At 58.1% G+C, this 21,440-nt stretch carries 20 protein-coding genes and 1 pseudogene; 13 read left to right on the forward strand and 8 right to left on the reverse strand.

Features of this window, described 5'->3' with window-relative positions:
* Positions 1-139 precede the first annotated feature (139 nt).
* Positions 140-931, forward strand: a complete 792-nt coding sequence (locus AM571_RS25395) for an alpha/beta fold hydrolase (protein ID WP_074063829.1) — start codon at positions 140-142, stop codon at positions 929-931.
* A 198-nt stretch (positions 932-1,129) separates the two neighbouring features.
* Entirely contained in the window at positions 1,130-2,734 is a 1,605-nt protein-coding gene (locus tag AM571_RS25400; protein ID WP_074063830.1) for a GMC family oxidoreductase, read from the forward strand.
* Between the two features lie 397 nt (positions 2,735-3,131).
* Here AM571_RS25400 and AM571_RS25405 read toward each other — a convergent pair whose 3' ends face one another.
* Genes AM571_RS25405 through AM571_RS25420 form a run of 4 tightly spaced genes read right to left on the reverse strand, consistent with a single transcriptional unit; the run spans position 3,132 to position 6,869 of the window.
* Entirely contained in the window at positions 3,132-3,908 is a 777-nt protein-coding gene (locus AM571_RS25405) for an ABC transporter permease (RefSeq protein WP_074063831.1), read from the reverse strand.
* Positions 3,892-4,722, reverse strand: coding sequence for an ABC transporter ATP-binding protein (locus AM571_RS25410; protein WP_074063832.1), 831 nt, complete (start codon positions 4,720-4,722; stop codon positions 3,892-3,894). The genes AM571_RS25405 and AM571_RS25410 overlap by 17 nt, the downstream gene beginning before the upstream one ends.
* Before the next feature lie 15 nt (positions 4,723-4,737).
* Positions 4,738-5,739, reverse strand: coding sequence for an ABC transporter substrate-binding protein (locus tag AM571_RS25415; protein WP_074063833.1), 1,002 nt, complete (start codon positions 5,737-5,739; stop codon positions 4,738-4,740).
* Positions 5,740-5,786: 47 nt separating this feature from the next.
* A complete protein-coding gene (locus tag AM571_RS25420; protein ID WP_074063834.1) occupies positions 5,787-6,869 on the reverse strand; it encodes a 4-oxalomesaconate tautomerase in 1,083 nt (360 codons plus the stop codon).
* A 109-nt stretch (positions 6,870-6,978) separates the two neighbouring features.
* Here AM571_RS25420 and AM571_RS25425 point away from each other — a divergent pair, with 109 nt between their 5' ends.
* The gene (locus AM571_RS25425; RefSeq protein ID WP_074063835.1) at positions 6,979-7,881 is read left to right on the forward strand and encodes a LysR family transcriptional regulator; all 903 of its coding nucleotides are present in this window, start codon (positions 6,979-6,981) and stop codon (positions 7,879-7,881) included.
* A 441-nt stretch (positions 7,882-8,322) separates the two neighbouring features.
* Here the strand turns inward: AM571_RS25425 and AM571_RS36625 are convergent, their stop codons facing one another.
* The 3 genes from AM571_RS36625 to tnpB form a co-directional block, all read right to left on the reverse strand.
* The gene (locus tag AM571_RS36625; protein ID WP_132549384.1) at positions 8,323-8,535 is read right to left on the reverse strand and encodes a hypothetical protein; all 213 of its coding nucleotides are present in this window, start codon (positions 8,533-8,535) and stop codon (positions 8,323-8,325) included.
* A 126-nt stretch (positions 8,536-8,661) separates the two neighbouring features.
* Positions 8,662-8,895, reverse strand: coding sequence for a hypothetical protein (locus AM571_RS36630; protein WP_155774538.1), 234 nt, complete (start codon positions 8,893-8,895; stop codon positions 8,662-8,664).
* Positions 8,896-9,217: 322 nt separating this feature from the next.
* Positions 9,218-9,352, reverse strand: a complete 135-nt coding sequence (gene tnpB, locus AM571_RS25445) for an IS66 family insertion sequence element accessory protein TnpB (RefSeq protein WP_081377206.1) — start codon at positions 9,350-9,352, stop codon at positions 9,218-9,220.
* Between the two features lie 124 nt (positions 9,353-9,476).
* Between tnpB and AM571_RS25450 the strand changes: the two genes are divergently transcribed.
* The 10 genes and pseudogenes from AM571_RS25450 (at position 9,477) to AM571_RS37975 (ending at position 19,138) form a co-directional block, all read left to right on the forward strand.
* Positions 9,477-9,899 carry a ParB N-terminal domain-containing protein gene (locus AM571_RS25450; RefSeq protein ID WP_074063837.1) on the forward strand — a complete coding sequence of 141 codons (423 nt, stop codon included), beginning with the start codon at positions 9,477-9,479 and terminating at the stop codon, positions 9,897-9,899.
* Complete coding sequence (locus tag AM571_RS25455) at positions 9,896-11,260, forward strand: Y4yA family PLP-dependent enzyme (protein WP_074063838.1); 1,365 nt, start codon at positions 9,896-9,898, stop codon at positions 11,258-11,260. The genes AM571_RS25450 and AM571_RS25455 overlap by 4 nt, the downstream gene beginning before the upstream one ends.
* An 11-nt stretch (positions 11,261-11,271) precedes the next feature.
* Positions 11,272-12,282 carry a cysteine synthase family protein gene (locus AM571_RS25460; RefSeq protein ID WP_074063839.1) on the forward strand — a complete coding sequence of 337 codons (1,011 nt, stop codon included), beginning with the start codon at positions 11,272-11,274 and terminating at the stop codon, positions 12,280-12,282.
* The gene (locus AM571_RS25465; RefSeq protein ID WP_074063840.1) at positions 12,279-13,421 is read left to right on the forward strand and encodes an NAD/NADP octopine/nopaline dehydrogenase family protein; all 1,143 of its coding nucleotides are present in this window, start codon (positions 12,279-12,281) and stop codon (positions 13,419-13,421) included. The genes AM571_RS25460 and AM571_RS25465 overlap by 4 nt, the downstream gene beginning before the upstream one ends.
* Positions 13,418-15,298, forward strand: a complete 1,881-nt coding sequence (locus tag AM571_RS25470; protein ID WP_074063841.1) for an IucA/IucC family protein — start codon at positions 13,418-13,420, stop codon at positions 15,296-15,298. The genes AM571_RS25465 and AM571_RS25470 overlap by 4 nt, the downstream gene beginning before the upstream one ends.
* Complete coding sequence (locus AM571_RS25475) at positions 15,295-16,527, forward strand: MFS transporter (protein ID WP_074063842.1); 1,233 nt, start codon at positions 15,295-15,297, stop codon at positions 16,525-16,527. Before AM571_RS25470 ends, AM571_RS25475 begins: the two co-directional genes overlap by 4 nt.
* Positions 16,524-17,684: an ABC transporter substrate-binding protein gene (locus AM571_RS25480; protein WP_074063843.1), complete on the forward strand. Its 1,161-nt coding sequence runs from the start codon at positions 16,524-16,526 to the stop codon at positions 17,682-17,684. The genes AM571_RS25475 and AM571_RS25480 overlap by 4 nt, the downstream gene beginning before the upstream one ends.
* Before the next feature lie 50 nt (positions 17,685-17,734).
* Positions 17,735-18,398: pseudogene (locus AM571_RS25485) on the forward strand (FecCD family ABC transporter permease).
* A 60-nt stretch (positions 18,399-18,458) separates the two neighbouring features.
* Positions 18,459-18,779, forward strand: a complete 321-nt coding sequence (locus AM571_RS37970; protein WP_250638068.1) for an ABC transporter ATP-binding protein — start codon at positions 18,459-18,461, stop codon at positions 18,777-18,779.
* A complete protein-coding gene (locus AM571_RS37975) occupies positions 18,776-19,138 on the forward strand; it encodes an ABC transporter ATP-binding protein (RefSeq protein WP_250638069.1) in 363 nt (120 codons plus the stop codon). The genes AM571_RS37970 and AM571_RS37975 overlap by 4 nt, the downstream gene beginning before the upstream one ends.
* Before the next feature lie 30 nt (positions 19,139-19,168).
* Here AM571_RS37975 and AM571_RS25495 read toward each other — a convergent pair whose 3' ends face one another.
* The gene (locus AM571_RS25495; RefSeq protein WP_074063844.1) at positions 19,169-21,313 is read right to left on the reverse strand and encodes a TonB-dependent receptor; all 2,145 of its coding nucleotides are present in this window, start codon (positions 21,311-21,313) and stop codon (positions 19,169-19,171) included.
* Positions 21,314-21,440: the final 127 nt, after the last annotated feature.

Genomic DNA, 21,440 nt, shown 5'->3' on the forward strand with positions numbered 1-21,440 from the left:
GGGCTCCTGTCGAACTTCATATAGCCTATGCAATAACAAAATTAAATATCGCGATAAGAATTATCTTGACGCAAAATCTAAACTCTGACAGTTTATATATATCGCGATAACAGTTATCGCGATTGAAGGAGAGACAGCCATGACACGCAAGACCACGACCCCCGTTGCTGCCATTGCAGCTGCCGCAGCATTGTCTGCCGCAATTCCGGCAAGTGCCGCTGATATCATTCCTCAGAACCAGTCAGTCAGAAACGTCGTACTCGTTCATGGCGCTTTCGCAGACGGCTCAGGCTGGAAGGGTGTCTACGACATCCTCACGAAGCGCGGCTATCGCGTCACCATTGTCCAAAATCCTCTGACTTCTCTTGCCGACGACGTTGCCGCCACCAAACGTGAGGTGGAGCGGCAGGACGGTCCTGTCATTCTGGTCGGGCATTCGTGGGGCGGCACTGTCATCACGGAAGCTGGTGTCGATGCAAAGGTCGCAGGGCTTGTTTATGTCTCCGCTCTCTCCCCCGATGCAGGCGAGACGACTGTTCAGCAATACGAAGGATTTGCTCCCGCATCCGAATTCGTCATCGAGACCACCAAGGATGGTTTTGGTTATGTCAGCCCGGAAAAGTTCAAGGCCGGTTTCGCTCACGATGTCAGTGACGCCGATGTTGCGTTCATGAGGGACGCGCAGGTGCCGATCAACATGTCGGCGTTCGGCACGAAACTTGAAAACGCTGCCTGGCGCACCAAGCCGAGCTGGGCAGTCATCGCGACTGAAGACAAGGCATTCGACCAGGCAATGCTGATCCACATGGCAGAGCGCATCAAAGCGAAGGTCACCAAAGTGTCGGCAAGCCACGCCCTGTTCATGACACAGCCAAAAGTCGTCGCAGACACGATCGATGAGGCCGCGAAGGCCGTATCGGCGAAGAAGTAGTGGCAGACCCAGCGCGGTCATCGGGACAGTCCCCACTGTCCCGATGACACGAACCGCTCCGTCGATCCTGGTGGAGTAGGACAGAAGCGACCCATAACGGACCGACCGATCGGTGTATCAGACCAGCCGCGCCCCTTCGTTTCAAGACCCTGCGGCACTCCCTTAGTTTTTGTTGAATCCATTCATGGAGGTAATCACTTGACCCCGGATACTCATGACCAATACGCACCAGAAAGCTCACTCAACCCGCGGGGTGAATTTGGTGATGTTTTTGACTTCATCGTCTGCGGTTCTGGCTCCAGCGGCTCCGTTGTTGCTGCGCGACTGGCGGAAGATGGCACTGCAAGCGTTCTCCTGCTTGAGGCCGGGGGCGACGACGCGGCCGAGACCGTTTCAAACCCAGCGCAGTGGCCACTCAATCTTGGCACTAGCCGGGACTGGGGTTTCGTCGGGCAACCGGCTCCTGGTCTCGATGGGCGACGTCTTCCTCTCAGCATGGGCAAGGGGCTTGGCGGTGGTTCGAGCATCAACGTCTTGGTATGGGCCAGAGGGCACAAGGGCGATTGGGATCACTTTGCCGCTGAGGCCGGTGACGATGCGTGGGGGTATCAGTCTATTCTCGGCTATTATCGCCGGATCGAAGATTGGCAGGGAGCACCGGACCCAGCCCGCCGAGGAGTGGGAGGGCCGGCCTACGTTGCGCAGCCACAGGCGCCCCAGCCAGTCGCAGAGGCTATGTTGCGTGCGGCATCCACGATCGGCATTCCAGTCTATGACAGCCCGAACGGTGAAATGATGGAGAGTCCGGGCGGCGCCTCGATTGCTGAGCTGCGGATTCGGGACGGAAAGCGGGAATCCGTGTTCGGATCCTACGTCCGTCCGCTCCTGTCGCAGCCAAACCTGACAGTGCTTACAGATGCATTGGTCACACGCCTCGTCTTCACTGGCAAGCGCGCGACGGGGGTCAAGGTCCTTGTCGATGGCCAGATGCGCCAGTTCACGGCGCGTTGCGAAACGGTATTATCGCTTGGCGCAATCAACACGCCAAAAGTGTTGATGCAATCGGGTGTCGGCCCGGAAGATGAGCTGAAAGCTCATGGCATTCCTGTAGTTCAACACCTCCCTGGCGTTGGTCGTAATCATCAGGATCATATCGCCTTCGGCTGCACATGGGCATATCGAAAAGCGGAAGCCGTAGGCGGGACCGGCTGCGAAGCGAAACTCTATTGGAAGAGCGACGCACGGCTTTCCCAACCGGATATTCTTCAGTGCCAATTGGAGTTTGCGGTACCTTCGCCGATAGAAACAGGTCTTCAAACGCCTGAGCACGGCTGGACCATGTTCAACGGCCTCGCCCAGCCAAAAAGCCGCGGCCGGTTGCGGCTCTCTGGACCCGACGTAAACGATGCGATGCTGATCGAACCGAATTCTCTCAGTGAGCCGGAAGACATGGCTGCGGCCTTGGTCGCGGTGGAATTATGTCGCGAGCTCGGAAATAGCGATGCCTTCACCCCCTTGGTAACAGGCGAGACAGCTCCGGGCGCGCGCGATAGGTCGGGCCTGATCGATTTTATCCGGCGGGCTGCGGTCACCTATTGGCATCAGACGAGCACGGCGAAGATGGGACGCGACAGCGTGTCGGTGGTCGATAATGAACTCAAGGTCTACGGCATAGACGGCCTTCGCGTAGCTGACTCTTCGATTATGCCGCGGATCACCACCGGCAATACGATGGCGCCTTGCGTCGTCATCGGGGAGCGGGCGGCTGATCTGATCCGGGCGGCTCATGGCCTTATGGTCTGAGCGGACGCCTTTATCGATCCGTCTAAGAGGAGCTTTTATAAAGTACGGCGGTACCTGCACAGGTGCCTCCGTACTTTAGCGGCGAGCGTGCCATAGGATGCCCAATCCTATATGAATGACAAAGGACATGAATACTCAGCGCGCTGAGCTATCGGGAATTTGCAGGTTACGGGTTCGTACCCGTTCAAGACCTCCATCATTGATTTTGGATTTAGAGCGAAAGGCTGGGAGTGCCCGACCAATCCAAGTAAGTTTTGCCGCTAGAAATGGCCACGATTTTAACTTTGATTGAGCATAAAGCCGGTGCTGCTTGCACTTCGAACACAAGGCCAAAAAAAGATTGGGGTGCCGATGGCGGCACCCCAACTCTAACTCACATGGAAACTGATCCGATTAGTTACGTCGCTCTTTCTTCTGCGGCGTTCGGTCTCCACTTGATCAGCCGGCCTTCCAGAACATCGAGAATTCGGTCGATGATGAGCACGAACACGGCCAGGATGATGATGCCGGCAAACACTCCAACCGCGTCGAAGTTGCCTTCCGCCTGCGCGATCAGGTAACCGAGCCCTGCAGAGGAGCCGAGATATTCACCAATGATGGCGCCGACCACCGCGAAACCGACGGAGGTGCGAAGCGACGACAGGATCCAGCTTGCCGCTGCGGGGAAATAGACATGTCGCAACAGATCGGAACGGTTGGCTCCGAGGATCCTTGCGTTTGCGAGGACGACCGGATTGACCTCGCGAACGCCCTGCATGGCGTTGAAGAAGGTGATGAAGAAGACAAGCGTTACCGCGAGCGCTACCTTCGACCATAGGCCGAGACCAAGCCAAAGCACGAAAATGGGGGCAAGCACGACGCGCGGAATGGCGTTCAGGCCCTTGATGAAGGGGTCCAAAATCCGTGCCGCACTGCGGCTGAGACCGAGCCATACACCAGCTGCGACGCCAAGGCCCGTGCCGATGATGTAGCCGAGCACAGTCTCCGTCAGGGTGATTGACACATGACGATAGAAGCTGGGGTCAACAATCCAGCTGATCATCTGGTTGAAGATGTCGAGCGGGGCTGGAAAGAAGAAAACATCGATGAAGCCGGCGGTCACGCCAAGCTGCCAGCCGCCGAGGATAAAGATTAGCATCCCGAGCTGGATGATGCGTTCAGTCACGACGTTCATAGCTTTTCTCCACTTCGCCGCGCAGGGAAGCCCAGATATTTCGATACAGATCCATAAAGCGTGGATCGAGTTTAATTTCCGCGACGTCGCGGGGGCGCTCGAGTTCCACCGGGAAGCTTTCGATGACCCGTGAACGGGGGCCCGCTGCAAGAATTGCGACCCGGTCGCCGAGGGCTATTGCTTCTTCGAGATCATGCGTGATCATTACCACAGCCCTGCGCTCTTCCTGCCACAGACGCAGGAGTTCGTTTTGCATGAGGTGCCGTGTGTGGATGTCGAGGGCCGAAAAGGGCTCGTCCATCAGGATGACTTTGGGGCCGGAGATTAGGGCCTGCGCCATCTGGACGCGCTTGCGCTGGCCGCCCGAAAGCTGATGCGGATAGCGATGCTCGAACCCTTTGAGCCCGACTTTCGCAAGCCAGTTCATAGAACGCTCGCGCCGCTCTGCACTCGGCACACCTTTGAACAGCAGTCCCAGCTCGACATTCTCGATCGATGTCTTCCAGGGCAGCAGTGCGTCCTGCTGAAAGAGATAGCCGATATCGTTCTGGACGCCCTTAACCGGAGCTCCGTCGATCGTCACGGTGCCGCTGGCAGGCTTCAGAAGACCGGCAATGGCGTTGAGAATGGTACTTTTACCACAGCCTGTCGGTCCCACGATGGCGAGAAACTCGCCATCGGCAACTGTCAGGTTCACGTCCTGCACCGCGACATAGGAGCCGAATGACATCGTGACGGCGTCGATCGATACCATTGGCCTTTTGTTTAGCTCGCCCGACGGAACGGACATGGGTTTTACGACAGCCAAAGACATGGCCTCCTCCTAGGATCAGTTGGTGGTCTTATCCGTCACCTTGGCCACGAAAGCGTTCGTGTAGGTCTTGGAAAGATCTATGGTCGCGGCAGCAACCTTTTCGTTGAAGCTTTTGAGAACGGCCAACGGCGTCTGCGTGTCCGCCTCGTTGAATTTGCCGTCCACCGAGAAGATCGGCTTGGCATTCTGGACGGCCTTCACATATGTGTCCCGGTCGCCGGAGATGAATTCTTTCGGCAGTTTTTCGACGATCTCTTCAGCGCTGTGCGTGTTCATCCATGCCAGTGCCTTGACGGTCGCGTTCGTGACTTTCTGGATGGTTTCCGGGTTCTCATCGATATAGGCCTGCGTCGCATAAAGGACGGAGGTCGGGTAGATCCCACCGTAGATCTCCGTGGCACCCTCGTCGCTACGGGCGTCGATCAAAATCTTGCCGACACCCTTGGCTTCGATAAAGGTTGCTGCCGGATCGTAGTTGACCAATAGATCAACCTTCCCTTGCTCGAGCGCCGCAACAGCAGCTGAACCGGAGCCGACCCCGATCAACGAGACGTCATCAGCCGATAGGCTGTGGCGCTGCAGATAATAGCGTACGAAGAAGTCTGAAGACGAGCCCGGCGCTGTGATACCGATTTTCGCGCCCTTGATCGTTTCAGGTTTGGCAGGATCGAACGCAGCGTTCTTTCCACCGGCAAGCACGAGCCCGGAATTGCGGGCCAGTTGCACGAAGGCGACAACAGCCTTGTTCTGCGACTGCATCTGGATGGTGTGGTCGTAGAAGCCGACGGCGATATCCGTGGAGCCGGCAACGAGCGCCTGCAGCGTCTTGGAACCGCCCGATGCGAAGTTTTCGACGGTGACCTCAAGACCTTCCTTCTCGTAGAGGCCCAGGCCAGCTGCGACTGGAAAGGGCAGGTTGTTGAGGTTGTAGGACCCGACGCTGATGCGGACGGGTTCCGCAATAGCCGAACCGGCGAAAGCGACCGTTGCCGCAAGTGCGAGCAATAGTTTACGCATGTGCATTCCTCCCTGAAGCGTGGCGCCCTCCCGGCGACCACTTTCGATTATGCCGCGCAAACCATTTGCGCGATAGGTTTTGCAAAGACGTGGCCTTCGAAGAGGCGCCGGGCCGTACGCAGGATTCCAGCAACTGTCTTGCCATTGCGGATATCCAGTTTCACTTCCAAACGGCCGCTTGGATGTTCGAGAACGAGAACAACCGGTGGCTTGCGATCTCCGATCAGCCGCGAGGCGACGGTTCCGTCGCTGATGCAGGCCGTGGCTATGCCGACCGCACCGGTCGTTGCGAGAGATGGGTGGCACTGATGCGGCATGAAATAGCGCACGCCGAGATCGCCGCCGTTGTTGGGCCTGGAGATCAGAACCGGCTTTGGCGTGACCTGATTGCTGACGTCACCCATACCCATGCGTCGGCCGGCTTCGAGCCTCAGAGTTTCGAGCCGTTCGAGCAATGCGCCGTTGGTATTAAGCTCAGCTGCAGCTTCGTCGCCCGTCACGCCGAGGGCGGTGGCTTCCAGCAACATCATCGGCATAGCGCAGTCGATGCAGGTGACATCGATACCGTCAATGCTGTCGCGCGGGTTGCCGGTGGGAAAAAGCTTGCCTGTGCGTGCCCCGGCCGCGTCCATGAACGTCAAGGCGATCGGTGCTGCATTGCCGGGCACACCATCGATCGAAGCATCTCCCAAATAGGCGACACGGCCATCGGGGGTCGGAACCTCGGCTTCGATCAGTTTGCCGGTATTGACGTTGTGGATACGCACGCGGGTTACGCCGGTCGTCGATTTGACCAATCCGGCCTCGATCGCGAACGGCCCGACGGCTGCCAGCATGTTTCCGCAATTGGGAGAGGTATCGACGAACTGCTGATCGATGCGAACCTGGGCGAACAGATAGTCCACATCGGCATCCGGTACGGTTGCTGGACCAACGATGGCGACCTTGCTGGTGACCGGATTGCCACCGCCGATTCCATCGATTTGCAATGGGTGACCAGAGCCCATGACCGAAAGCAGGACCTGATCGCGTTGACGCGGATCCGATGGAAGATCGGATGCGAGAAAGAACGGTCCTTTGGAGGTGCCACCTCGCATCAGAACACAGGGAATGGACATCAGGTCGTTCATGGTTGTGCTCGCATGCTGATGTGTTTTAAATATCAATCAGCTTCTTTGTTGCAGTAAGCGGCAAAATGATTGATATGTGAAATGCGAATATCAGAGGGAATGATGCGTTATGAGCATTAATTGCGAGATACTGGATCTGCGCGCATTTCTCTCGGTCGTCGAACTGGAAAACTTCCACCGCTCTGCGGAAGCGCTCAATCTGTCCCAGCCGGCACTCAGCCGTCGGATTCAGAAGCTGGAGCTGGCAATCGGGGCGCCTTTGCTCGAGCGCACCACACGTCATGTCTCGGCAACCGCCCTTGGCGCGGAGCTGATCCCGTTGGTGCGGCGCATGCTCGAGGAGTTCGACACGTCGCTCTTTGCGGTGCGCGATGTCGGATCTCAGCGCAGCGGCCTTGTGACGATCGCATGTCTGCCAACGGCCGCTTTCTACTTTTTGCCGACCGTCATTAAGCAGTTCAGCGCCGAGTATCCGAGTATTCGTTTTCGCATTCTCGATTTGCCGGCCACCGACGGTCTGCAGGCAGTCGCCCGCGGCGAGGTGGAGTTTGGCATCAATATCATGGGCTTTTCAGATCCCGACCTCGTCTTCGAGAGGCTCATCGAAGATCCATTCGTTCTGGCGGCACGCAAGGATCATCCGCTGGCAGCGAAGAGCGAACTCGAATGGGACGATCTGGCGCCCTATCAACTGATTACAGTTCACCGGTCCAGCGGCAACCGTACGCTTCTTGACGCCGCATTGGCGAAATCGAACTTGAAACTGCGTTGGTCCTACGAAGTCACACATCTTTCAACATCGCTTGGCTTGGTGGAGGCAGGGCTTGGAATTTCGGTTTTGCCGAAACTCGCTACACCTCAGGAAGACCACCCGTTCCTCGTCACGAGACCTATTCGCAATCCTGAAATCTCGCGAACGATTGGCATCGTGCGCCGTCGCGGCGGGACGCTTTCGCCGGCGGCAGAGCGCTTCATGACCATGTTGATTGGGACGTGGGCAGAAGGAAACTGAGCGGCAAACGGGTTTATGTTGGCGAGAAGGCCACGCTCGGCGTACCGGTCGCCATCGTGAGAGCTATAAAAGGGCCCATGAAATGCCAATCATGGCGACGGAGACGGCTGCCAGGGTGGTATAGCCCGACGATGCGATCTCTGCTCCTGCAACGATTGGTCCGACGGCAAATCCCATCAGGTTTGCGGATCCAGCGACGGCAGCCCAGCGACCGCTCCGGTCTAGGGTGGCGGCCAGACCGAAGAGGTATAGAAGGGAAAAATAGGAAAGGACAGTCGAAAGCACGACAGCGAATCGCCACATGTTTGGAAGCGAGTTTCTGCCGCTGACCTGCATTCTCACTCTGGCCTGCCGGACTGCCAGCATGACCGTGCGGCTCAGATCGATGCAGCTGTGGCGGACGCTTTCCTGGCCGCGTTGGCGCCTGGGAAGCTTGACGCGCTAGCGCGGGCTCGGCAGGCACAACAGCAGGTCAATAAAGCCTTGCGCGCTGGCGCTGAACGGGAGCTTGAGCGCAAGCGCTACGCCGCGGCGCTGGCAGAACGCCAATTCAATCGCGTTGACCCTGATAATCGTCTGGTCGCCTCCGAACTCGAGCGTCGATGGGAAGCAGCGTTGAGGGAACTTCGCGCTGCTGAAGATGCCGTTGCCCAACGTGCATCGCCTGAACCCGCCAAGCGCACTGGGTTTAGCAAAGACCTCAACAACAAGGTCGTTGCGTTATTCGATAGCCTTCCCCGAATCTGGGCCGATGCGACGACCGACGCTCATCGCAAGGCACTATTGCGGTGCCTCATCGAAAAAGTCGTCATTGACCGCGGTGAGCGCGACATTGCTTTGGCGAGGATCGTGTGGCGTGGCGGCGCCGTGACTGATCTCCGCGTCAAAATGAAAGTCAATTCTGTCGCCAAGCTCACACGCGGTGAAGAACTGCGCGCGCGTCTGCTGGAGCTCGCTCGGACGGGCATGCCTGACGATGAAATCGCTGAAATACTGACGCGCGAAGGACACCATTCACCCAATTGCGAGGACAAGGTCTTGCCGATCACGGTGCAACGTCTCCGCCTTGCAGCGGGATCAAGGTAAAGGCGCCGCGCAACAGATGGACGCATGAACCTACTTTGCTCAGCGCCGTACAACTGGCCGCCACGCTCGATATCCCCGTCAATTGGATTTACGTCCAAATCAGGCGGAAGCGCCTGCTCCTCGACCAGCAGGCAACCGGAGCATAGTTGTTCCAAAATTCCCCAGCGGTCGTCAACGCGGGTCGCGACCTTCGCAACCGCACCATTCATCACCTCGATCTGAGAATCATTCAGCCTCACCAGGAGGGGCATCAACATGCGTAGTCGAGCAGATAGCCGAGCTGCGCACGCGTAATCACCACCGTCCCGTCGGCCGCTGATGGCCAGATAAAGCGGGCGCGTTCTAGCTTCTTCATGATCAGGCAGGCACCCTGGCCGTCGTGCAAAATAAAAACCCTTCGTTGACAGAATTGTCATGAGCGCGTTAAGGGTGCGGATATAACTTGAGTACAAGAATCAAGTTTACGATCCAATCTTCGTCAAACAAGACAACGAAAGGTAGCTGAAACCATGAAATTCAATTTGCTACCCCCGAATAAGTTGATTCCCACCGAGGAGACCGATTCACGCAGGGTCGATGAAGTTCATGGCCTCATTTCGACGGCCGGCTGCTGGACGGTCCCTATCATGGTGGAGAAGGACGCACTTTTCGTGATGGATGGCCATCACCGTTTGGAGGTCGCGCTCCGGCTTCAGCTGCGTGCCGTCCCAGTCATTCTCCTCGACTACAGCAGCGTACGCGTCGAAGCCTGGAGGGCCGGTGAGACGATCGCGCCAGCCGACGTTTACGACATGGCCCGCAGCCGACGAAAATTTCCGATCAAGACCACCCGACACATTGCTTTGGACGATCTCCCGGCGTGCGATGTGAGCCTTGATGATCTTCGACAGTGGTACGAGCCTCTGGGTGGTTCTGAGAGGCTCGCCGGATGACGTCCCACATCATCCCAGTCGCGGGGGCGCACTTGTCTCCGATTCTGTCTCCTCTTGCTGCTGACATATTGACCGAGGGCGCGCCGCTCCTGCACAAATGGATCGAAGAGTACGGGTCTCCGCTTCACCTCGTGCTTCCGTCGGAACTCACTGCAAATGTCGAAGCCCTGCGCCACGTTCTCGACGATCGGGGCGTTGGGCACGCGATCTATTATGGGTCGAAAGTCAATAAATCTTCAGCCCTTCTGCAAGCCGCACTCGGGGCGGGCGCAGGAATCGACGTGTCGAGTGTTTACGAGCTTCGTGATGCTGTGAAACTTGGGGCTCGCGGTGACGATATCGTGGCGACCGGTCCCGCAAAGACGGCGCGATTTCACGACGAGCTGGTCCGCATCAGGGCTCTTGTCTCGGTTGATAGCCCGGAGGAGCTCGCCGACATATCGAGGCGGCTGCCGGCAAATGGCGCAAAGCAGCCTGTCCTCTTGCGACTGCAGCCGAAAGGACATGAGAAGAGCCGTTTTGGCATGGCTGCCGACACGGTACGAGCGTGCCTGTCGCGCATCGTTGGCGATGATCGTCTCCGGTTCGACGGCATACATTTCCATTTGAGCGGATACCGCTTTCAGGATCGGTCGGTCGCGTTTGAGGAGGCCGCCAAGCTGATGGAGGAAGCACGCGCAATCGGATTGTCTCCAACAATGATCGATATCGGCGGCGGACTGCCGGCACAATATGTGTCTGAGGCGGCATGGGGAGAACATCTGCAGCGCCAAAGCGCCGACAATTACCGGACGGGTAAAGTTCCGGCTTCCTTTTATCCCTATGGCGGTCCGCTATCGGCGGCGGCGTGGCTTCGTCGCTTTTTGAACGCATTGCTCTCATCGGGCCAGACTATTGAAGACTATTTCAGAGAGCGCAAACTAACGCTCGCGATGGAGCCGGGGCGCTCCCTTGTCGATCAGGCGGCGATTTCAGCTTTCCGTATCACACGCGTGAAGGATCTCGGCGGCGGAAATGGCGTGATCTTCGTCGAAGGCAGCAGTTTCAGCGCCTGCGAGACCTGGTTTGCTTCCGAATTCATGGTGGATCCCATCCTGCTACCCCGGAACGACCGGGCTCCCCCGGGTGAGGCTTTCCGGGCCTACATTGCCGGTCACAGCTGCCTTGACGAAGACGTCCTGAGCAATCGCTGGCTTGGCTTTCCCCATGTTCCCGAGGCCGGAGACGTTCTCGTCTGGGCCAATACAGGCGGCTATCAGATGGATCTGCTGGAAAATGAGTTCCATCGGCACCCGATGCCCAAGCGGTTATGCGTCACAAAGAGCGCAGCCGGCGAACTATCGATCTATCCCGACAACTAGGAGAGAACACCATGCTTCCTACGACTGTGACCCAATTGATTGGGCGCACCCCGGTCATGTCGATCGAGATCCCGAGCCGAACTTCCAGACTGGTGTTGAAGATAGAAAAGAACAATCCCGGCGGTTCGATGAAGGATCGCATGGCGCGCAGCATGGTCGTGGCGGCCTTGCAGGATGGCCGGCTTGCTCCGGGAGGCACGATCGTCGAATCGTCTTCGGGAAACACCGGTATCGGCCTGGCGCTGGCGGCGGTCGAGTTCGGATTGAATTTCATTGCCGTCGTGGATCATCATGCTGCGCCGGACAAAATCCGCATGATGCGAGCGATCGGCGCCGATATCCGCTACGTCGAAGGGGATTTCAGGGAGGATGAAGTCGCCGTGGTCGCCAGGCAGAGACTGGCAGCGCAACTCGGCACGCAGCTGCCAGGCGCCATGTTCATGAACCAGTCCGACAATCCGGCCAATCCCGAGGGATATGCCGGTTATGTTGATGAACTGATGGAGCAACTTCCCGACGGCATCGATGCATTCGTGGGATGCGTGGGTACGGGGGGCTCGATGACCGGCATCTCGCAGCGGCTCAAGAAGCGCTTTCCCACGATCCGCACGATCGCCGTGGAGCCTGCGGGCTCCATCGTGTTCGGACAACCGGGACATCCCTATTACCAGTCTGGAACCGGCACGCCGGCCGGCGACGACGTCGGCAAGGTCCTCGACTATAGCTGCATTGACGAGGGCGTACAGGTTACCGATGCGCAGGCTTTCGAAACGGCGCGTTATATTGCCCGTCACAAGGCGCTGCTCGTTGGCGGATCGACAGGCGGGGCGATCTACAAGGCTCTCGAATTCATCGCTTCCGGTAAGTTGCAGGGTACCGTCGTGACGACCGTAGCCGACGGAGGGGAGAAATATCTCGGTTCGGTGTTCGACGATGACTGGATGGCAAAGCGCGACCTGTTCGACCCGTCCATTGCCGTCCAGCTCGATGCCTGGCTTTTCGGACAGGCACGCGCAGCATGAAGGTTACAATATGCGGGGCCGGACGAACCGGCCATCTAAATGCTGTCCTGTTCAAACAGCGCGACGGTGTGGAAGTGTCCGTTCTGACATCATCGGCACAGCTTGCTGGGAAATGGTCGAATGGAGAGCAGATCTGGCGGGCGACTTTGTCCGATGGCAGCGTTCTGGCGGGACGGATTGATCATGTCGGCATCGATCCCAGCACCGCGCTTGCCGGTACGGATCTGGTCGTTGTGACGCAACCCGCCCACGCGCGTCCAGCGCTGTTGCGGCAGGTAGCCCCCCATCTGCCGGACGATAAACGGGTCTCCGTGGGAGCCATTCCGGGGTTTTGCGGGTTTGACTGGCTTGCCGAGGCTGCCTTAGGCGGTCGCGAGAATGTCATGATCTGGGGGATGAAGGACGTGCCCCATACCGCTTATAATCTTATTGCGGGCAGCCAAGTGCGCATGGGTGGCGCGAAGGCTCAACTCTATGCGGCGCTTCATCGTCGCGAGGCTAAAGCTGCGAAAGAAGAGTTGTCGGATTTGCTCGGCCCGCTGTACGAAGCGCCGATCAGCATCCTCGAAGACTATCTCGAGATCACGCTGACCCCAGGCAATGCTTTGATGCATCCGGCTGTGCTCTACGGGCTTGTCGGCCCCGGTGCCCCATGGGAGGAACGCCCCTTTGATGAGCCAATCTGCTGGTGGAGCGATTGCCCGCGCACCGGCGCGGAAATGCTGGAGGCGTGTGACGCCGAAAATCAGGTGCTCAAGCACGCCGCCGAAAGGCGGCTCAAGGTCAATCTTGCAAGCGTAAAGCCGCTCAAGCAAGAGTTGATCGAGGCTTATGGCGACCAAATCGGCGATGACAGCACGATGTATTCCCTGTTGAGAACCAACAGCGCCTATGCCGGAATCCGTGCGCCCCTCGTTGCCAATCCGGATGGACCGGGTCTGGTGATCGACCGGGAAAGCCGTGCCTTTCATGAAGACATCGCTTTCGGTCAGGCCCTGCTTCTTCAAATGGCCAAGCGGCTGGATGTGCCGGTGCCCACTATCGAAACGACTTATCATTGGGCGCGGGCCTACCACGGCAATCTGCCCCAACCTCCTCTGAATTTTGTTCCGATGAAATGGGCTGAGGCAATCGGATGAATGAAAATATCGTCAATTCCTACGCAGGGGGAAGAGATGGGCTCGACCCGCTGCTTCACCAACAGGCATCGCACAACGCCCTAGCGCGCCTTGTGCGATGCCTCCTCGCCGAACGTATTCTCAATCCCGACGCCTTGCTTTGGTCAGCAGATGGGACCCAGGCATGGCTTCCCTTGTGGTCTGCCAGAAAGGTACTCCATTTCGCAGACCTGCGCCGTTTGCCAGCCAATACGATGTTGAATAGCGGCGCGATCGAAATCATCGATGACAGGGGCAGGCGGCGAAGGCTGGAAGCGCCAGCCGATCTGGTCGCCGAGAGTTCATCGGACTGGTCGGTCGAACCCGCCTCGGATGGGATTTCGCGTCTGCTCGCCGATATCGAAAACAGCATGCAGAACGACGCGCTGATCCGTCGTCACCGCCGGGAATGGACTGCGTCGCTGAACCGGGAATTAGCGGCTGGCGGCAACACGGGCCTCATTGCCCATCTTCGGCATACCCGCCCTGTACACCAGGCAGCCATGATGCTGGACCAGTGGGGGGCCTTGGAAGGACATCCTTTTTACCCGACCTGGAAGTCGAAGCCAGGCCTCACGGCGCAGGAGGTCGAGGCCTTGTCGCCGGAATTCGGCGCGCGCGTCAATCTACGCATAGCTGCTCTGCGGCAGGATTGGGCCTATGTGGAGGCGATGCCCCATGTGGACAGCTACAACGGCTGGTTCCACGACAATTACCCCGAGCTCTGGGACGCCTGGGTCAAGGCTTTGACGGAAAGGGGGCAAACACCTGCCGACTGGCTGCCCTTGCCGATTCATTCCTGGCATCTGGATCACTTTGTCCACCGGGAATTTGCCGACGAGATCGCTTCCGGCGTGCTTCTGGTCGATGGACCGGAGATTGCCACAATCCCCTCCATGTCCTTTCGCACGATGCTGCCGGACCTCGAAGAAGCAAGGCCGTTTATCAAATTGCCGGTCGCCATCTGGATGACGAGCGAAATGCGGACCTTGCAGGCGAAGTCCATTCACATGGGGCCGAGGCTCAGCACCCTGATCTCCGATATTCTCGCTGCAGATCAAGCCCTTGGCAGCGAACTGGAGTTCTTCCGCGAAGAGTTGGGTGCGATCCTCCATCATCCCGACACAGGCGATGAACATCCCGGCCGTTTCCTCTCGGTCGTCTATCGCGAAGTGGACGCCATCTCGCGCAAAGACGGGTTGATGCCCGTCACGGTGGCCGCCTTGTTGGCCGCAAGTCCCGTCGACGGCCGACCGCTGATCTGCGAACTGGTCGCACGCTTGGGCGATGATCGGCCAGCGGCCGCAGAGTTTTTTCGCAATTATGTCGAGGTCGTTCTTAGGCCAACGATCGCCATGTATCTTTTATATGGCATCGCCTTCGAAGCTCACCAGCAGAACAGTACCGTACTCTTGGATCCGTCAGGACGCCCGCAGCGGTTGCTCATTCGCGACTTCGGTGATGGCCGGAGCTTCGCCCCCCTGTTCGAGGCGCGAGGATATTCGCTAAAGCCATTCAGCCGCGCGGGGATCTTGCCGACCACCTTCAATGACGACATCGCTCTTGTTCGGTCGTTCGTTATCGATGCGTGCTTCGTTTGCCACCTTCACGAAGTGGCGCTTTGCCTGAACGAACACTTCGGCCTCAGCGAGGCATGGTCGATCCTGAGGCAGAAGACTGAAGAAGCGTTTGATCGGGTACGACCCCGCGTTCTGTCCGACGAACTTTGGCTGGAAGAGCGAAAGGCGTTTCTCGATCGCCCCTGGCCGACCCGTTCTGTCTTGCGTATGCATCTTGAGCGATATCGCAATTATCGTCTGGAGCATGAACTGCCAAACCCGCTGACTGAGACGCCATGACGGGGACTATTGCGGTTGTCCGAGGCTTCGGGCCGGTCTTCGCTATTCTCTTTGGCCTGCAGTTCATCTCCATGGGGGCCATGGAGATGAGCGGCCCATTCTGGCCATTGCGCATCGAGGAATTGTCCTCCTCTGGCGGCATATTCGCGTTGGCCGGAATCGGGGTCTATGTGTGCCCGATGGTTGGGGTGTCTCTTACAAGCGCGCTGTGGGGACGGATGGGTGACCGCTACGGCAACCGCCTGATGATGGTCAGAGCGCTTGCCGGCCTTGCGCTCATCCAGATCCTCGTTTCCTTCGCTCAGGATGTCTGGATGATCCTGCTCCTGCGGTTTCTGCAGGGATGTTGCGCTGGCTATATCGCCCCGGCCCAGGCCTATGGCATCCAGATTACAGGCGGCCGTAACCGAGGGGTGCTTCTGACCTGGCTTCAGGTGGCGACCAATGTCGGTTCGCTTGGTGGAGCATTTCTCGGCGGACTCATCTTGGACGCCTCGTCCTTTGCGACGATCAACCTGACGGCCGGTTTCATCTGTGCTGTGTGCGCCGCCGCTGCCTGGGCGATCTTGCCTCGGCCTGCGGCAGAAACGAGCGGAGACGGTGGGGGGCAGGTTCGCCAAAATCAAGCATTCAAGGGGAAAGCTACCGCACCTGTCTGGGGCCTATTGGCACTGACGGGAATGATGCTTGCCAGCCGAATGGTCTTGCAGGTGCCATTCGCGCTGTACATGGCAGAGGTCTTTCGAGCTCCTCATTGGGTCACTGGCTTCAGCTATGGCCTTCTGGCGCTCGGCTTTGTCGTGGCGGCTCCGCTCTGGGCGCAATTTTTCAACGACCGTCCGGCAAGTTACATCCTTGGTTGGATGATCCTAATTGCCGGTGGATGCGCCTTGCTTACCATTCTTGCCGGCCTGACCCGTTCCGTCGAATATTTCTCTCTGATTTATCTGTTCTGGGGCGGTCTATTGGGCGGTACGACACCCATCCTCGTGGCCCTCATGTCCGCAGCCACGGCTGATGGTCGTCAGGGTTCGGTGCTCGGCACTGCCCAGTCCTGGCAGCAGATTGGATCTGTGGCAGGGATAGCCACCGGCGCGGGCACTACCCAGATATTCGGACTTACAAGCGTTTTCCCTCTCGCGTCGCTGCTTTATGCGGCATCCCTCTTTACTGCCGTCGGCCTGTGGTTCCTTGCACGCTCGCGCCTACCTATTGGAGATTCCTTGTGACATGCCTTCGTCTCTACGCGTTTGCGATAATCCTGTTGTTGGCGCCATTTGCTGCTCTTTCTGCTCGCGCCGAAAATGATGCGATTGCGCAAACGACTGTTACCGTCAAGGATATTGCCGGGCGGGATGTGCAAGTTAAGGTGCCCGTCTCCCGGATGCTGCTCGGAGAAGGCAGGCAACTCTATCTGGTCGCATCGCTCGACAGAGAAGATCCGCTGCAACGCATCGTCGCATGGCGCAACGATCTGATCGAAGCCGATCCCGCGACCTACAAGCAATATCTCGACAAATTCCCCGCGCTTGCGAAATTGCCGACCTTCAAGGGAAATGAAGGAAGTCTGATCGATATCGAATCCGCGATCGTAAAGAAACCCGACGTAGTTCTCCTCAACCTCGAAGCCAAACAGGCCAATGAAGACGCCCAGTATATCGAGAAACTCGCATCCCTTGACATACCAGTCCTCTATATCGATTTCAGGCACTCTCCGCTTCAGAACACGGACCCCACCATCCGCCTGCTCGGCAAGATCATGGGGCGCGAGCAGCGAGCCGAAGACGTCATCGCATTCCGCAAACAGGCGATCGCTCGGGTCGAGGACGTGGTTGCAAAGACAAAGCCGGACCGCCCGAAGGTTTTCATCGAGCGCATCGGCGGATACACGGAGGACTGCTGCCTTTCATTCGGCGCTGAGAATTTCGGCAAATATGTCGATCTGGCCGGCGGACACAATATTGGCAGGGATTTTCTGCCTTCGACATTCGGACAGCTTAGTCCCGAACAGGTGGTCGTCTCCAATCCCGATCATGTCATTGTCACCAGCGCCGATTGGCAGGCCTATGTGCCTGGCGGCCGCTGGATTCCGGTCGGCCCGAATGCAGACCTGGATGCTTCGCGGAAGAAGCTCGAGTGGTATACGATGCGGGATGCCTATGCCGGAACAACGGCGCAGACGAAGCGCAATTTCCACTCCATCTGGCACCAGTTTTACAACAGCCCCTATGAATTTATCGCAGTCCAATGGATCGCAAAGTGGCTCCATCCCGATCTCTTCACCGATCTCGACCCGGACAAGACGTTTGCTGAATATCACAAGCGCTTTCTGCCGATCGCCTATCAGCCCGGCTACGCCGTCAGCTTGGATGCCCAAGAGCAATGACCGAGACCCAGACAGCCATGGGCCACGCTAATGCGGTCGACCGCTAGCGACTGGCAAATCTCAGAAAACATCTTGTGCTTTGTCTGCTGCTTGCAGCGGCAGTCCTTGTGTTTCTCGCCGATATTGCCACCGGCCCAGCCTGGTACGGGCTGGACGATGTGTTGAAGACCGTGTTGATGCCTGCGGATGCGCAAGCCCAGATGCGCGTCGTGATCTGGTCCATCCGTATGCCGTCAGCCCTTATGGCTGTTGCCGTCGAAATGGCATTGGCGACCGCCGGCGTTCAGATGCAGACGGTGCTCAACAATCCGCTCGCGAGCCCTTTTACTCTTGGGATTTCGTCGGCAGCAAGCTTCGGCGCGGCTTTGGCTCTAGCGTTCGGCCTGTCCTTCATTCCGGTTGCCGGTGTTCGTCGCCTTCGCCTGGAAACGCTCGTGCTCATATCGCTCCTGTCGTCCATTCCGGCCGCATTCCTCGGAACGATCGGCTTTGTCGGACTTGTGGCGCCACACATCGCAAGAATGCTTGTGGGTGAGGATCAGCGGCGCTTGCTTCCTGCCAGTGCCATGATCGGAGCTCTGATCATGTCATCCAGTTCCACGGTGGCGAAAGTTCTCGTGCCAGGCGCGGTTTTACCGATCGGCGTCATCACCGCCGTCACAGGCCTGCCGCTTCTTTTATCTTATCCTGAAGGGAGGGCGGGAAACATGGTAGTACTCAGCACAAATTCGCTAGGGGCGGTACGGCGCGCGATCTGTCCTCAGTGAGGTATCATTGCCTCCATGCCACGGAGCAAAAATCATCGCGCTTATCGGAGCCAACGCGGCCGGCAAGTCAACGCTTCTGCATCGCATAGCCGGCATCCTTCGCGGTGCGGGAGAATGTCGGCTGGCGGGCGTTGACGATTGCGAAACGGCGATCGCCTACATGCCGCAGGATCAGGTGAGCGCAGCTGCTTTGACCGTCTTCGAAGCCGTGCTTTTGGCGCGCAAGCAGACCAGTGGCTGGAAGCTGGCTGATGCACATCTCCATGAGGTCCGAGCATTGGCGGCCTTGCAAATCGCAAATCTTGCCTCCGATATGTTTCGGAGTTGAGTGGCGGTCAGCGCCAGCTCGTCGCGCTTGCGCAATGCGTTGTCCGCACTCCGACAGTGCTGCTTCTCGATGAGCCGACGAGTGCCCTTGATCTCCATCGTCAGTTCGACGTGATGAGGCATGTCAGGTCGCTGGCAAAGGAAAAGGGACTGCTCGTCGTCATCGCGGTGCATGACCTGAACCTTGCGATGAAGTTTGCCGACAAGATCGCTACTCTTGCGAATGGAACGCTGCACGCTTTCGGCCCGGTCACCGAATTGCTGACGCCAGAAAACCTCGAGACGGCTTTTCGTGTGAAAAGCCGTCTCGAGACATGTTCTCAAGGCGAGCTTCACCTGATCGTCGATGATGCCGTTTGAAGCCTGCCTTAACCAACGGTGTCAACAACTTCAGAAGTCTGTGGTCATCGATACTTTGAAGGTCCGCGGCGCACCCTGGGCGATGGTGCTGAAGCTTGCGACCCCAGACCAGTAATCCTTATCGAAGACGTTTTCGACGGAGGCCCGGAAGGTGACGGGCCTAGTTTCGATCTCCGTCTTGTAGCGCGCGCCGAGGTCAAACCGCGTCCAGGAAGGGATCTTCAACGTGTTCGTCGTATTGATGTATTGCTCGCCGGTATGAATGACTTTGGCCGTCAGCGTCAGGCCTTCGAGGAAAGAGGCGTCCCATTCCGCCCCGATGTTCGCCTGGATTTTTGGTACGCCGATCGGGCGTTTGCCGTGGATCGCAGCGCTCGACGTATTCGTCAGTTCGCCATCCATCAGCACCAAGCCGCCAAGCAGGCGCAGATCGTCCGTGACCTCGCCAAACAGGTTGAACTCAATGCCGCGGTTGCGCTGTTCCCCGCCAGCGGTAAAGAGCTGGCCGCTGCCGCTTGGCTCCAACTGGCCGAAGGGCTTCTCGATCTGGAATGCGCTGACGGTCATGGCAATCTGTCCGAGGTCGATTTTGGTACCGATCTCGTATTGTGTCGTCTTGTATGGAGCGAGCGTTTCGCCCGCATTGATGGCTGTCGTGGGAGCAGTATCGCCGATGCTCAGACCCTGCGCGTAATTGGCATAGAAGGAAACCTCCTCCCAGGGGCGGACGACGAGGCCAACAAGCGGCGTAAGGGCGTCCTCATCCGAAGACGACGAAACCGCACCCGTTGCTGTATTGAAGTTCTTCGAGTCGATTTGCTGGAAGCGGCCACCAAGAATGAGCTGCACGCGCTCGTCGAGCATCGACAAAGTGTCCGACAGGCCGACGCCGGAAAGCCTGGCCTCCGAGACCTTCGGCACTGAACTCGGATCGGCGACGAACTGTTCGATACGACGGACAGGGTCGTAGATATTGCTGAGCTGGGCAGTGCCTGAAACGATCGCACGATCGAGGCTCTGGTGGAGATAGCTCGCCTGCAGCGTCATCGTGTGGGAGATCGGCCCGGTGTCGAACTTGGTGCGGATACCCGTTTCTGCTGTAAGTCTGTCGACGTCGAACACGGCATTCTGTGGCGTGATGCTGACGTCGCCCGCCGAGTTCAGGATCGTGGGCAGGCCAAAAAGGCGATGCACGTGAGAATTGCCGCCACCCACGGCGCCAAACCAGGTCATATCGTCGGTCAGATCATATTCGACCCTGCCCAAGACCGAGCGGTCCGCGCTTTTCGACCATTCCCACGGCTCCTGAACATTGAGCGATCCGTCGGGTGCGCTCGGCACGATCAAACCGGTGGTTTGAAAGAAGGGACGCTGTGGGGCGTCAAAAGTTTCGCGCTGTCCGATTATGTCGAGCGTGGCTCGAAGATTGTCCCCTTGATAATCAAGAGCCAGGGCCCCAACGTAAAAGTCCCTTGTCTGATCATCAATCGGCGCGTCCCCACCGTGGACGCTGCCGTTCAATCGAATGCCGAATTGCCGCTCGTCGCCGAACCGCCGCGACATGTCGACATGCACACCGCCCTGAAAGTCGGAAGCGTAATCTGTCGTCAGCCGCGTCAAATCCTCATCGAGCGCTCGCTTCGGAACGATATTGATGGTGCCGCCGACGGCGCTGTTGGGAGAGATACCGTAAAGGAAGGCGGTCGGACCCTTTAGCACCTCCACCCGCTCCGCATAGTCGGTGAAGACCCGGTAGGTGGGGGCGATGCCGTATACGCCATCAAATGCGATTTCGCCGGCGTTGCCTTCGCCGACCGGAAAGCCGCGGATGTAGAAGGAGTCCAGCAACCCGCCGGCGGAGTGGGTGTTTCTCACAGACGGATCGTTGTCCATCACCTCGCCCACGGTCTGGGCACCCTGGTCTTCGATCGTCTGGGACGTATACCCCGTCACATTAAAGGGAGTCTCCATGAAATCCCGGTTTCCCAGGAGGCCCAATCGGGCACCCTTCGCGACCTGGCCGCCTGCATATTCTTCCGGCAGGGTTCCGATCGTGGACGTGGCTTCTTTCGTCGCGGTAATCTCTATTGGTGCCAATTGCGTGGCACTCTGTGCGTATGCGGCACCGTTTGCCACAGCGCTCATAACGACTGTGCAGCCCAACATAAACTTCATGTAAAAATCCCCTAATCAGTCGACGCCTGATCCCGTGAGCCGTGACCATCAGCACAAAATCGCTAAATAACATGATAAAAATTGTCAAGATTTATAGGGCGTATATGTGGTTGAAACCACGACACTC

The organism is Rhizobium etli 8C-3 (assembly GCF_001908375.1).
Taxonomy (GTDB): Bacteria; Pseudomonadota; Alphaproteobacteria; order Rhizobiales; family Rhizobiaceae; genus Rhizobium; species Rhizobium etli_B.